The sequence below is a fragment of the Kitasatospora sp. NPDC034533 genome (genome assembly GCF_055575155.1).
In genome coordinates, this window is sequence record NZ_JBVITE010000010.1 from 175,905 (window position 1) to 188,246 (window position 12,342).

Genomic DNA, 12,342 nt, shown 5'->3' on the forward strand with positions numbered 1-12,342 from the left:
GACGTCAGTCCCTCCGCCCGCCGCCCGGCCGTGCGGTCCGTGCGACACCGGCGGCGGTCCGCAGCAGCTCGTACCCGGCCTGGACGAACCGGCCGTCCAGCGCCGGGGCGGTGTTGGCCAGGACCGCGACGGCCGCCGAGCCGTCCGGCGAGAACCCCGCGAGGGCGGTGAACCCCCGGGTGCCGCCGCTGTGGAAGCAGAGGTCGCGTTCGCCCGAACGGCGGCGGTTCCAGATCAGGCAGAGTTCGTCGCCGGAGTGCCGCAGCCGCAACCGGGGCCGTTGCACCTCGCGCAGGGCGGTTCCCAACTCGCCGTGGTCCCGGTCGAGGTGCGCCCGGAGGTAGCGCAGGAGGTCGGCCCCGCTGGAACGGACACCACCGGCTCCGGGCAGCCCGGGGATGCTCCAGGGCGGGAGTGCCTGCCCGCGCCGGTGGCCGGTCGCCCGCCCCGGCCGGTCCGGGGAGCAGGTCGTGTCGCGCAGCCCCAGCGGTCCGCAGATCCGTTCGGTGAGCAGTTCCCCGTAGGGGATCCCACCGGTTTCGGCGAGCGCGCGGCCGAGCAGCCCGGCTCCGTAGTTGGAGTAGTCGAAACGGCTACCGGGCCTGCCGCGCACGGTGGTTCTGGCCAGCCCGTCCCTCAACTGCTCGTCGCCGAACGTCTCGTACGGGTTGCTGAACCAGGTCGGCGCGGCCTTGGCGAGCAGCCCGGGTGGGAGGCGGGGCAGGCCGGAGGTGTGGGTGGCCAGGTGCAGCAGCCGGATGGGCTCCGCCGAACGGACCCGCGCCGTACGCCAGTCGCGCGGCAGTCGCTCCTCAAGCGGGTCGTCCGGGTCGAGTTCGCCGCGCGCGGCCATGTCGGCGAACAGCAGCGCGGTGAACGTCTTGCTGACGGAGCCGAGTTCGAAGACGGTGTCGGGGGTGCAGGGCGGCGCCGAAGGACCCCGTCCGACCCGCCCGAAGCAGCGCACCTCCGCCCGGGACGCGTCGGTCAGGACGACCGTCACGGCGGTGGCGTACGGCCGGGCCGCCCGCACCACCGCCGTGACAGCGGCGTCCAGCCCGCTCAAGGGGCGGCCACCGGTGTGCCGCCGAGCGCCCGGGAGAGCGCGACATCGGCGGCCACGACCCCGACCACCGCGGTGTGGCAGTGCTGGCGGAAGTCCTCCTCCGGGTCGTCGTTCTCGGGCGCGGAGCCCTCGCAGGGGATCATCCCGTCCTCCTGCTGGGCCGCGGCCAGGGCCTCCCAGCCGGCCCGTCCGGTGACCGGCTCGCCGATGCACGAGTCCACGATGAGCAGTTCGCCGGCGAGGTCCCACTGCTCGATCTCCAGCCAGATGTCGAGCCAGACCGGCAGCCAGTCGCGCAGGTAGTCGCGCATCGGCTCGGGCAGGCACTCCGGCCGGGCGCCCCAGTCGGTGAGGTGGAAAACCGTGTGGGTGACCTGATAGGCGATCACCCAGGCGATGGTCCACGGTTCGGGCAGGGCGCCGAGCCAGGTGTTCCGGGCCAGCGCGGGCCAGTCCGGCTGGGGTTCGAGGCCCGAGATCCGCCGGGCGTTGGCGAGCGCGAGGTGGCGGCTGCCCTGGATCTCCACGGCGTGCACGGCGCGGAGCCGGCCGATCGAGGTGAGCAGCTCCTCCATGGCGGCGTGGCGGTACCCGGCCCGGGCGAAGTGGCCGTACGTCTCCAGCGGGTCGACGAGGGTCACGTGCCGCAACTGCCGTTCGAGCAGCAGGCCGCCCTCGCCCAGCTGGGTCCAGGCGGCTTCGAGGAGCTCCCTGGCCAGGCGGGTGTCGTGCGGGCCGGCGACACCGTCGCGCAGCACCAGCGAGGAGGCCAACGCGGCCTCGCAGAGCGGCTTGTAGACGTCCTCCGGGTCGGCCAGGTCGACGATGGTGCTGTCCTCCAGCCGGCTGTAGCCGCGCTGGTAGCCGGCGTGCAACCAGGCCAGTGACCGGGAGCCGAGCTGTTGGGCGGTGGCGAGCACCTCGGTGTCGGTCATCTCGTCACCCCTTTCAACAACCGCTGGGCAATGGCGAGTTCCAGCATGGATCGGGCGGTTCCGTCGCCGGCCAGGCGGATCCGGTCGAGGACGGGTTCGATCTCCAGGCGCAGCGGTCGGCCGTCGGCGTGGGCCCAGGCGAGCCAGCGGGCGAGCCGGACGGCGGTGGTGGGGTCGCGCCGGAGCATGCAGCGGACGGTGCCGCGGGCGAGGTCGAGGGTGTTGGCGCGGGCCGCGTCGTGCATCGGCCCGTCCAGGGTCGGCAGTGCCAGCACGGACAGCTGGGCCATCCGCTTCGACCAGGCCTGCCAGCCGACGGCCTCGGGGCCGGACAGCGGTGCCGGGGTCGGTCCGGCCGACCCGTACGGGGTGCGGGCGAGCAGCTGCCCGGCCGCCCAGTCCTGCCAGCTGACGACCAGCGCGGCCTCCTCGGAGGAGGGCGCCGGTGCCGGGAAGGCAGCGCGCGCCTCGGCCAGCAGGGCGGCGCTGGTGCCGTCCGGCTGTGCGCCGGTGAGCAGTTGAGGCGCGAACAGGTCCGCACCCAGCACCCGTACCGCGGCCAGCAGAGGGCGGGGCACGATGCTGTCGGGGTCCGCGAGTGCGGCCGTGCCCTCGCCGTCCCGGAGGACGGCGAGGGTCCGGTCCGCCACCCGCTCGACCGCCGCGGCGAACTCGTCACGGAGAGGGGTCTCGGCGGTTGGCATGGTGATCGGGTCCCCCTTCAGGAGGATTGGTCGCGGGCACACGGCCCGACGGGGAAGGAGCCGTCCTCAGCGGGTCGGCTTCTCCTTCGGTCCCTTCGGCGAGAGCAGGAGCAGCGCGGCCAGGAGCACCGCGCCGGCGGCCTCGGGCAGGTACGTGGGCGCGTCGGACACGACGGCCTCGTCCTCCACCATCAGGCTCGCGAGTGTCTCGGCCTCGAGCGTCGCGCTCTGCGACGCGGAAGCGGTTTCGGTGCGGAACTGAGTAAGCATCAGATGTGCCTCCTCGAAAGGATTTCACCGCCCGATCGGGCGATGCCCCCGTTCGACAGTACGAGCACCTCCGGAGACGTGCATCCGCAAGCCGCTGAACTGCGTCGTTGCCGTGGATGTGGGCGCGGATGCGGTGGTTGGGTACCGTCTGGGGCATGACCACAGCCTTGATCACCGGCGCGACCGCCGGCATCGGAGCCGCCTTCGCCCGGCGGCTCGCCCGCGGCGGCTACCGGCTCGTCCTGGTGGCCCGGGACACCGAGCGCCTGGAGCGCGCCGCCGCCGACCTGCACGCGAAGTTCGGCATCGAGGCGGAGGTGCTCACCGCCGACCTCGCGACCGACGAGGGGATCGGCGCCGTGGAGGCCCGGCTCGCCGACTCCGCCCGACCGGTGGACCTCCTGGTCAACAACGCCGGCTTCGGCAACAAGGGCGCCTTCGGGGTCGTCCCGCTCCAGGACGAGCTGGCCATGCTCAAGGTGCACATCGAGGCGATCCTGCGGTTGACCACGGCCGCCCTCCCCGGCATGCGGGAACGCGGCCGGGGCGCCATCATCAATGTGGCCTCGGTGGCCGCCTTCGTGCCGCGCGGGACGTACGGCGCGAGCAAGGCCTGGGTGGTCAGCTTCAGCCAGGGCGTGATGCGTGACCTCGCCGGTACGGGCGTGCGCGTCATGGCGCTGTGCCCGGGCTTCACCCGGACCGAGTTCCACCAGCGGGCCGGCATGGGCACCGGCAACATCCCGTCCTGGTCCTGGCTCTCCGCGGAGCGGGTGGTCGACGAGGCGTTGCGCGACCTGGCGCGCGGCCGGGCCGTGTCCGTGCCCAGCAAGCGGTACAAGGCCGCGGTGGCCATCGCCCGGGTGCTGCCCTCCGGCGGGCTGGGCGGCCTGTCCTCGAAGGCGGCGCGCACCTACGGGACGAACTGACAGCCGGGGCGGGACCGGCCGGCGGTACGGGTGGGACCCGGCGGGACGGGCGGGACGGGCGACACGAGTGTGACGGGATGGGCGGGGGCAGGGGAGGCGCGCCGGGAGCCGGTAGGGCGCGAGCCGACCGGGCGGGGGCCGGAGAGGGCGGGCAGCCGGAGAAGGCGGGCGCCGGGCGCGGTCCGGCGCCCGCCCGGTCACGGACGGTGGCGGAAGCGGGCGGGCGGCGGGTTCGAGGAATAGAGCAACACTCACTATTAGCTTGTCTAACTATGAGCTGCCCTCGCTATGCTGACCCCCGTCGGCCCCGTCACCCCACCGGCGGCCCCGCCGGCCGACCGCCCGTCCACCCCTCCGCCCCAGCCAGGGAGGCCCGCCCTTGAGGCCCACCGCCATCGACTGGACCCCGCCCGAACGCGCCGAGGGCGAGCCCCGCCCGCCGGCCCAGTGGCGCCGTATCCTCGCGCTCTTCCGCCCCTACTCGGGCCGCCTGGCCACCGTCGGCCTGCTGGTCGCCGCCTCCGCCGTGGTCTCGGTCGTCTCGCCGTTCCTGCTCAAGGCCGTCCTGGACACCGCCATCCCGCAGGGCCGCACCGGGCTGCTCAGCCTGCTGGCGCTGGGGATGATCCTCACCGCCGTGGTGAACAGCGTCTTCAACGTCCTCCAGACGCTGATCTCCACCACCGTCGGCCAGCGGGTGATGCACGACCTGCGCACCGCCGTCTACGGCCACCTCCAGCGGCAGTCGCTGGCCTTCTTCACCCGCACCCGCACCGGCGAGGTGCAGTCCCGGATCGCCAACGACATCGGCGGCATGCAGTCCACGGTGACCTCCACCGCGACCAGCCTGGTCTCCAACCTGACCGCGGTGATCGCCTCCGTCGTCGCCATGGTCGCGCTCGACTGGCGGCTGACCGTCGTCTCGCTGGTGCTGCTCCCGCTGTTCGTCTGGATCAGCCGGCGGGTCGGCCAGGAGCGCAAGAAGATCACCACCGAGCGGCAGAAGCAGCTGGCCGCGATGAGTTCGGCGGTGCAGGAGTCGCTCTCGGTCAGCGGCATCCTGCTCGGCCGCACCATGGGCCGCTCCGGCTCGCTCGCCCGTGAGTTCACCGAGCAGTCCGACCAGCTCGCCGACCTGGAGGTGCGGGCCAGCATGGCCGGGCGCTGGCGGATGAACACCATCCAGATCGTGATGGCCGCGATGCCCGCGCTGATCTACTGGGCAGCCGGGCTGACCTCCGCCGCCGGTGCGCCGATCGTCTCGGTCGGCACCCTCGTCGCCTTCGTGACCCTCCAGCAGGGCCTCTTCCGCCCGACCGTCAGCCTGCTCTCCACCGGCGTGGACGTCCAGACCTCGCTCGCGCTCTTCCAGCGCATATTCGAGTACCTCGACCTGCCGGTGGAGATCGACGAGCCGGCCGACCCGGTCACCCTGACCGACATCCGCGGCGAGGTCCGCTTCGAGGCGGTCGACTTCCGCTACGACCCCGCGCAGGAGCGCCCGACCCTGTCCGGCGTCGACCTCGAAGTCCCGGCCGGGAGCTCGCTGGCCGTGGTCGGCGAGACCGGCTCGGGGAAGACCACCCTCAGCTACCTCGTGCCCCGGCTGTACGACGTCACCGGCGGACGGGTCACCCTGGACGGCGTGGACGTTCGCGAGCTCTCCTTCGACACCCTGGCCCGCGCGGTCGGCGTGGTCTCCCAGGAGACCTACCTCTTCCACGCCTCGGTCGCCGAGAACCTGCGCTTCGCCAAGCCCGGCGCGAGCGACGCCGAACTGGTCGAGGCCGCCCGGGCAGCCCAGGTCCACGACACCATCGCCGCCCTCCCGGACGGCTACGACACCCTGGTCGGCGAGCGCGGCTACCGCTTCTCCGGAGGCGAGAAGCAGCGCCTCGCGCTCGCCCGGACGATCCTGCGCAACCCGCCGGTGCTCATCCTCGACGAGGCCACCAGCGCGCTCGACAACCGCACCGAACGCGCCGTCCAGCAGGCCGTGGACACCCTGGCCGCCGGTCGCACCACCATCACCATCGCGCACCGGCTCTCCACCGTCCGCGCCGCCGACCAGATCGCCGTCCTGGACCACGGCGAGGTGGTGGAACTCGGCAGCCACGAGGAGCTGGTGGCGCTGGACGGCCGGTACGCGGCGCTGCTGCGCCGGGAGGCGCCGGACGTGCCGGACGCGCCGGAGGACCAGGGCCGGCCGGAAGGGGCGGACGCGCCGGAGGTACCGGAAGCACGGGGCGTGGCGGGCACACCGGATGCGCCGGAGGTACCGGGCGTGCCGGGAACAGCGGAGACGCCGACGGCCGTCGGGCAGCCGGTGTGAGCGGTCAGGCCGCCTTCGGTACCTCGTTGTAGCTCTCCGCGACCTCCTGGCCGGACAGCCGCTGGATGGCTGCCATCACCTCGTCGGTCACCTGCCGGCGGGCCTTCAGCGAGCGGGCCTGCCCGTGCAGCTCGTCGAAGTGCAGCGGCTCGCCGAAGCGGACCGTCACCTTCTTCAGCCGCGGCACCCGCTTGCCCACCGGCAGGATCTGCTCCGGGCCCTCCAGCGCCACCGGCACCACCGGCACGCCCGCCGTCAGCGCGAGCCAGGCCACGCCCGTCTTGCCCCGGTAGAGCCGGCCGTCCAGCGAGCGGGTGCCCTCGGGGTAGATGCCGAAGGCCTTGCCGGCCTCCAGGATCTCCAGGGCCGACTCCAGCGAGGCCTGAGCGGAACGGTAGGTGCCGCGCTCGACCGGCACCGCGCCGATCGCCTCGAAGAAGCCCTTGGAGAGCCGGCCCTTGAGCCCGGTGCCGGTGAAGTACTCGGCCTTGGCGAGGAAGTGGACCCGCCGCGGCGCGGTCAGCGGGATCACCACGCTGTCGATGAAGGACAGGTGGTTGCTGGCCAGGATCACCCCGCCCTTGCGGGGCACGTTCTCGATCCCCTCGATGACCGGCCGCCAGATCCCCCGCGAGACCGGTTTCAGCACCAACTTGGTGGCGAGGTCGAGCACGATTCCCTCCCTGGGCGAACGGCCGCCCGGGAGGAGCCCGGGCCTGCGATCAGATCCGCAGACTACGACACCGACCCCCGAACCCGTCCACTCCGGCAGACCGTGGCGCGCGCCACTGCCGGGGTGGGGGGTGGCCGTCCGATCCGGGCACCCCGCTGTGCGCGGGAGCGCACGATGGGGACCGCGGAGGCGGTCAGGGCCCCCGTCCGGTGCCCTGCCGTCCGGCGCTGACGGGCTCCTCCTCCGCCTGGGCGCCTACTTCTCCGCCGGGTCCTTCCGCAGGCCCTCCCGCAGGCCCTCCTTCGGGTCCTCCTGCGGCCTCTCCACCGGGAACACCCGGCGCACCACCCGCTCCGCCGCCCCGCCGTCGTCCCAGACGCAGAACTCCGCCCGGAACCGCGCCCGCGCCGCTGGCTCCGGGTCGCCCGCCAGCAGCGCCCGCGCCAGCCCTTCCGCGTCCTGGGTGACCGCGCCCGGCGGCTGCGCGAACAGGTCGAAGTAGACGCCGCGTTCCCGCTTGTACTCCTCCCAGTCCGGGGCGAAGATCACCACCGGCCGGTCCAGCACGGCGTAGTCGAACATCATCGACGAGTAGTCCGTCACCAGCGCGTCCGCCGCCAGGTAGAGGTCCTCGACCGTCGGGTGCGCCGAGACGTCCACGATCCCCGCCGAATCCGTACCGGCTCCCGTCAGGTCGCCCGGACCGCCGGTGTGGAAGTAGTGGGTGCGCACCAGCAGCGTGAAGTCCGGGCCCAACTCCCGGGCCAGCGCGGCCAGGTCCAGCAGCGGGACGTAGCCGCCCTTGCTGCCCCGGTGGGTCGGCGCGTACAGCACCGCCCGGGTGCCCGGGCGCAGCCCGAACCGTTCGCGCATCGCCCGGACCTCGTCCGAAGTGGCGTTCACCAGACGGTCGTTGCGCGGGTAGCCGGTGTTCAGCATCTCGTACCGGCCGGGGAAGGCGCGGGCGAAGTGCTCGCTGGTGTGCGGGTTGGGGGAGACCAGGAAGTCCCAGCGGTCGACGGCCTCCTGGAGCCGGTCGAAGTCCATCCCCTCGGCCGCCGCCGGGTGGTCGCGCAGGTCCATGCCCATCGCCTTGAGCGGCGTGCCGTGCTGGGTCTGGACGTGCACCGTGCCCGGCCGCTTCGTCATCGTGCGGGGGAAGTTGACGTTGTTGACGAAGTACTTGGCGGTCCCCATCACCTTGAGGTAGGCGGGTGTGTTGACGATCACGTACGGCACACCGGGCGGCATCGTGGCGGCCTGGGTACGGTTCTCCACCACCCACACCCCCCGGATCCGCGGGGCGAGTTCCTTCGCCTTCTCGTAGATCGCCGCCGGGCTGCACGCGTAACCCCGGTGCCAGTAGGCGGCGTAGACCGCGAGGTTCTCGTCCAGCGGCAGCCGGCGGAACGCGTTGTACGCGGTGAACCGGGCGCCGCTGCGCACCCCCTTCTTCACGGCGGGCGCCACCGCCCGTGCCCCGCGCTTCAGTTCGCGCGGCAGCCGGCCGGTGCGGCGCAGCTCCGCGTACGCGATCCGGGCGCCGCGGGCGGCCAGCCGGTACTGCACGCCGCGCACTCCGCCGGGGAAGCGGTAGTCGGCCGGGCGGTGGCGGTCGAAGTGCCGGGCGATCTTCCGGAAGAAGTCCTTGCGCAGTTCGGTGGGGACCAGCCCGGGGGTGTCGTAGACGTTCAGCGCCTGGCGGACGGTGCGGTCGAAGACCAGGGTGCGCAGCGAGTCCGGGACGGGCCGACCGGGGCGGCCGGCGCCGTCGCGACGGCCGGTGCCTTCGGGGCGGCCGGTGTCTTCGGCGCGGTCGGTGTCTTCGGGGCGGTCCAGGAAGGCGAAGATCGCGTCGTACTGCGCGAACACGTCGGCGTGCTTGGGGGAGGCGGTGGCGGTGATCGCGCCGTCCCGGCCGCGCCGGTAGAAGTAGCAGGGGCGATCGAGGTAGCGCAGCCGTTCGGCGGCCAGCAGGGCCGGATAGGTGACGGAGATGTCCTCGTAGTAGCCGCGCCCGAAGGAGACGCCGAGGCCGTCCAGGAAGTCGCGGCGGAACAGCTTGTTCCACACCGACATCACGGTCTGGAAGAGCGCCGGGTGCTCGGCCAGCGTGCAGCCCTCGACCAGCGGGGAGCCGGTCAGCACGTGGCGCCACGGGTTGGGTTCGGTCCCGCCGTCGGGATAGACGTGGGTGAAGTCGGTGATCAGCACGTCGGCGGGAGTCTCCCGGCGGCGTTCCTGGGTCAGCTCGTCCAGCAGCGTGCTGACCGTCCGCTCGGGCACCCAGTCGTCACTGTCCACGAACCAGACGTACTCGCCGCGGGCGTGCGGCAGGGCGGCGGTGCGGGCGCCGCCGAGGCCCTGGTTCTCGCTGAGGTGCAGCACCCGCAGCCGGCTGTCGCGGGCCGCGTAGGCGTCCAGGATCGCGCCGGAACCGTCGGGGGAGAGGTCGTCGACCGCGATCACCTCGAAGCGGGTCTCGGCGGCGGGGGTGTCGCCGAGGATCGAGTCGAGGCAGCGCGGGAGGTACCGCTCCACGCCGTGGACCGGGAGCACGATGCTGAGGAGGAGGGACACGCTGGCCGAGTGTACCGATCCACCGCGCGCGACCTGCTCGGACGCCCGCTGTGAGGCCTCCCGGGCGGTGGGTACGGGGTCCGCGAGGCGGTGGTGCGGGGGCTCCGGGGTCCTCGAAGCACCCCCGGGGGCCCGGGGACCCGGAACCGCCGGTGCCGGGCCCCTCGCGGGGCGGCACCGGCAGTCAGGTGGCGGCCCGGCCGACCCTCTACGGCCGGCCGCCGGTCCGGGCACCGCGCGAGCCTGGCCGCCGCAGCGTCGAGGCGGCCGGGCAGTGGCTCGCGGGAGCCGGAGTTCCTCTCGCGCTGCCCTTCATCACTCGAACACGTGCCTGGGTGTGATGCGGGCGCGAACGCGTGCATCAGATATTGCTTGGATGATCGGCGGGAGTCAATCCCTCGAATGTGTTCACTTCCTGAAATCGGGCGCTTGGGTAGCGCGTGCGCCGGTGGGGTGCCGGTGGGGCGCGGTGGAGGGTCCGGCGGAGGGGGTGATGCGGGGTGCGGCCGGTGGTGCGGCGAGGGGGCCCGTGAGCGCGTCCGTGAGCGCGTCGTGAGTGGCCCGTGAGTGGTGCGGTGAGCGGCTTCGGGGTGTCCGGTGATCGCTTTGTCGATGTGGCGGCTGTCCCCTATATGGGAGACGGACAGGCGGCGTGCGGGAGGGATGTTTCCCGGACCCGGTGACGAACGGCCGGTCGTGCACCATCATTGATGCCTAGTCGTGACCGGCCGGGCAGCCCCTGGTGCTTCGTCAGTTGACGTCGCACGATACGGTGGCACAAGACCAAGGACGGTTGCGCGAAGGCCGTCCGACACGGATAGTCTTCGCCTCACGGCCCTGGCGCCTCGTAGGGGTGGGAAAACTGATGGAACACATGCAAGTGCGGACTCGGCCCCGCGTGCCGGCGATCCAGTGCGGTGTCGGCACGACCGGCCGCCGGATCGACCGACACCTGGCCGTGCTCGGCGCGCCCGCACTCCCGGCGGTCGACACCGCCGAGGCGCTCGGGTTGATAAGGGAGCTCACGCCGCGTGGCGCCGAGGCCCCGACGGCCCGTCGCCGCCACACCAGGATCTCGTTGCTGACGCCGCTGCGTCGGCTGCGTCGGAGCCTCTTCGGCGGGCGCGGCTAGTACAGCCGGCGGCTACGGCCGGCGCGGTACGGGTCACTCCCGTCGCGCGGCCGGGAACCGACCCGGTGGACCGTCCGGTCCGCCGGGTCTTCGGTGTGTCCGGAGGTGGGCGGTCGGTGCCGGCGGGGCGTGGCACCGGCCAGGCGGGTGGTGCCCGGGGCGCGGGGCTGTGGTCTGAACCTTTCACCTTACGCGAGTCCGCCTCCCCGGCGCGGCGAGTCGGTGAGGGAGTACGCCCGGCGCCTGACCTGGGACAGGATGGCGGCATGGCGGACAACAACCACCCCACCCAGACCGGCCCGCTCCTGACCGGCAACTTCCAGAGCGGCACCTTCGAGATCACCACCGGCAGCCGCGAGGTCGCGCTCGACATCACCGACCGCTGCGCCGCGTTCCTCGACGAACGGGCCGCCGGGCGCGACGGCCTGCTCAACGTCTTCGTCCCGCACGCCACTGCGGGGATCGCCGTGCTGGAGACCGGCTCCGGCAGCGACGACGACTTCCTCGCCGTCCTGCGCGACCTGCTCCCGGCCGACGACCGCTGGCGCCACCGGCACGGCAGCCCCGGTCACGGCCGGGACCACGTGGTGCCCGGCCTGGTCGCGCCGCACGCCACCCTGCCGGTGCTCGGCGGCCAACTGGCGCTCGGCGTCTGGCAGTCGGTGGTGCTGGTCGACACCAACGGGGACAACCTGCGACGCACGGTCCGGCTGTCCTTCCTCGGCTGACGGCTCGGGTCCGGCTGACTGCTGAGCGCTAATGGTTGGCGGCTGGTGGCTGGCGGCTGGTGGTTCAGGTCCGGTGGGCGGGCTCAGCGGACGTGCTCGGCCACCGCGGCGAGGTAGCGCTCGATCGCCAGGTGCTGGCAGAGCAGTGCCACCGGCCGTCCCAGCCTGGCGTACCAGGCGGACAGCCGGGAGAACGCGGTGACCTCGAACCACACCTCGCCGTCGGCGTCCATCGACACCAGGAAGGCCTCCTCGCCGCACTCGGGGTGCCCGGGGAGGGTGCCGTACCCCAACCCGATCCGGCCCGGTTCGTCCACCGTCCACACCACCCGGCAGGGGACCACCAGCCGCGGCCACCGGCTTCCCGGCAGGTTCAGCCGCAGCAGCACCGTCTCGCCCTCCCGGGCCGGGCCGGCCGGGTACACCGCGAAGCCGGTGCCCAGTTGGCTGCCCCAGCCGAGCACGTAGCGACCGGCTCGCTCCAGCACCTCCGGCCCCTGCCCGAGGTGGACCCGGCGGCGCAGGTGTGCGTAGCCGTCCGGCAGCCGCCCGCCCCCGCCCCTGGTGGCACCCACCTCGGGGTACGACGGGGCGGAGGCGCGGGTGGCGAGCAGGCGCTGGTGCAAGTCGATGGCCATGCTGGTCACGGTAGTCGCCGGGTGGGTGCGGGCGGGCGGTGGAGGCGGACGGGGGGCTGTGCGGACGGATCCGGCGAACAGCTTTCAGGCGACAACTTTCAGCTGACAGATTTCAGATGACAGCTTTCAGCGAACAGATTTCAGCGAACGTTTCCTGAAATCTGTTCGCTGCTCGCCGTCCTCCCGGCCACCCGCCCATGGGCCAGCCCCAGCCCCGGGCGGGTTGCGGCAGCACAGGGCAGCGGAGTAGGAAGGCGGCATGAGTTTCCTGAGTCAACCTCTATGCCGCCGGAGCCGTCTCGGGAGTCGTTTTGATCTTGTTGTTGGTCTGGTGGGTGACGGGGTCGTAGGGGGT

11 protein-coding genes are annotated in these 12,342 nt (G+C 73.0%); 4 read left to right on the forward strand and 7 right to left on the reverse strand.

The features are described from left to right. Window positions 1–4: 4 nt before the first annotated feature. The 4 genes from ACZ55U_RS10545 to ACZ55U_RS10560 form a co-directional block, all read right to left on the reverse strand. Entirely contained in the window at window positions 5–1,066 is a 1,062-nt protein-coding gene (locus ACZ55U_RS10545; RefSeq protein WP_465524584.1) for a serine hydrolase domain-containing protein, read from the reverse strand. After that, a complete protein-coding gene (locus ACZ55U_RS10550; RefSeq protein ID WP_465524586.1) occupies window positions 1,063–2,001 on the reverse strand; it encodes a DUF6895 family protein in 939 nt (312 codons plus the stop codon). The genes ACZ55U_RS10545 and ACZ55U_RS10550 overlap by 4 nt, the downstream gene beginning before the upstream one ends. Next, window positions 1,998–2,705 carry a hypothetical protein gene (locus ACZ55U_RS10555; RefSeq protein ID WP_465524588.1) on the reverse strand — a complete coding sequence of 236 codons (708 nt, stop codon included), beginning with the start codon at window positions 2,703–2,705 and terminating at the stop codon, window positions 1,998–2,000. The genes ACZ55U_RS10550 and ACZ55U_RS10555 overlap by 4 nt, the downstream gene beginning before the upstream one ends. Before the next feature lie 66 nt (window positions 2,706–2,771). Continuing rightward, window positions 2,772–2,975 (reverse strand): hypothetical protein, encoded by a 204-nt coding sequence (locus ACZ55U_RS10560; RefSeq protein ID WP_465524590.1) that lies wholly within the window; start codon window positions 2,973–2,975, stop codon window positions 2,772–2,774. 155 nt (window positions 2,976–3,130) lie between these two features. On the opposite strand from ACZ55U_RS10560, the gene ACZ55U_RS10565 reads away from it, so the two are divergent. Both ACZ55U_RS10565 and ACZ55U_RS10570 read left to right on the forward strand, forming a co-directional pair. Further along, window positions 3,131–3,904 (forward strand): SDR family NAD(P)-dependent oxidoreductase, encoded by a 774-nt coding sequence (locus tag ACZ55U_RS10565; RefSeq protein WP_465524592.1) that lies wholly within the window; start codon window positions 3,131–3,133, stop codon window positions 3,902–3,904. 379 nt (window positions 3,905–4,283) lie between these two features. Next, on the forward strand, window positions 4,284–6,236 hold the full coding sequence (locus tag ACZ55U_RS10570; RefSeq protein WP_465524594.1) for an ABC transporter ATP-binding protein: 1,953 nt from the start codon (window positions 4,284–4,286) through the stop codon (window positions 6,234–6,236). A 4-nt stretch (window positions 6,237–6,240) separates the two neighbouring features. On the opposite strand, the gene ACZ55U_RS10575 is transcribed toward ACZ55U_RS10570, so the two are convergent. Further along, entirely contained in the window at window positions 6,241–6,909 is a 669-nt protein-coding gene (locus ACZ55U_RS10575; RefSeq protein WP_465524596.1) for a lysophospholipid acyltransferase family protein, read from the reverse strand. Window positions 6,910–7,164: 255 nt separating this feature from the next. Continuing rightward, a complete protein-coding gene (locus ACZ55U_RS10580; RefSeq protein ID WP_465524598.1) occupies window positions 7,165–9,489 on the reverse strand; it encodes a bifunctional glycosyltransferase/CDP-glycerol:glycerophosphate glycerophosphotransferase in 2,325 nt (774 codons plus the stop codon). Window positions 9,490–10,354: 865 nt separating this feature from the next. On the opposite strand from ACZ55U_RS10580, the gene ACZ55U_RS10585 reads away from it, so the two are divergent. Beyond that, entirely contained in the window at window positions 10,355–10,621 is a 267-nt protein-coding gene (locus tag ACZ55U_RS10585) for a hypothetical protein (protein ID WP_316524868.1), read from the forward strand. 266 nt (window positions 10,622–10,887) lie between these two features. Further along, window positions 10,888–11,349 (forward strand): YjbQ family protein, encoded by a 462-nt coding sequence (locus ACZ55U_RS10590; protein ID WP_465524600.1) that lies wholly within the window; start codon window positions 10,888–10,890, stop codon window positions 11,347–11,349. An 83-nt stretch (window positions 11,350–11,432) separates the two neighbouring features. Here ACZ55U_RS10590 and ACZ55U_RS10595 read toward each other — a convergent pair whose 3' ends face one another. Continuing rightward, a complete protein-coding gene (locus ACZ55U_RS10595) occupies window positions 11,433–11,987 on the reverse strand; it encodes a DUF1990 family protein (protein ID WP_465524602.1) in 555 nt (184 codons plus the stop codon). Window positions 11,988–12,342: the final 355 nt, after the last annotated feature.

Excerpts from the sequence above, each read along its gene's own strand:
- ACZ55U_RS10590 (WP_465524600.1), top strand. The coding sequence starts at position 10,888 with ATGGCGGACAACAACCACCCCACCCAGACCGGCCCGCTCCTGACCGGC.
- ACZ55U_RS10560 (WP_465524590.1), bottom strand. The coding sequence starts at position 2,975 with ATGCTTACTCAGTTCCGCACCGAAACCGCTTCCGCGTCGCAGAGCGCG.
- ACZ55U_RS10595 (WP_465524602.1), bottom strand. The coding sequence starts at position 11,987 with ATGGCCATCGACTTGCACCAGCGCCTGCTCGCCACCCGCGCCTCCGCC.
- ACZ55U_RS10555 (WP_465524588.1), bottom strand. The coding sequence starts at position 2,705 with ATGCCAACCGCCGAGACCCCTCTCCGTGACGAGTTCGCCGCGGCGGTC.
- ACZ55U_RS10565 (WP_465524592.1), top strand. The coding sequence starts at position 3,131 with ATGACCACAGCCTTGATCACCGGCGCGACCGCCGGCATCGGAGCCGCC.
- ACZ55U_RS10585 (WP_316524868.1), top strand. The coding sequence starts at position 10,355 with ATGGAACACATGCAAGTGCGGACTCGGCCCCGCGTGCCGGCGATCCAG.
- ACZ55U_RS10550 (WP_465524586.1), bottom strand. The coding sequence starts at position 2,001 with ATGACCGACACCGAGGTGCTCGCCACCGCCCAACAGCTCGGCTCCCGG.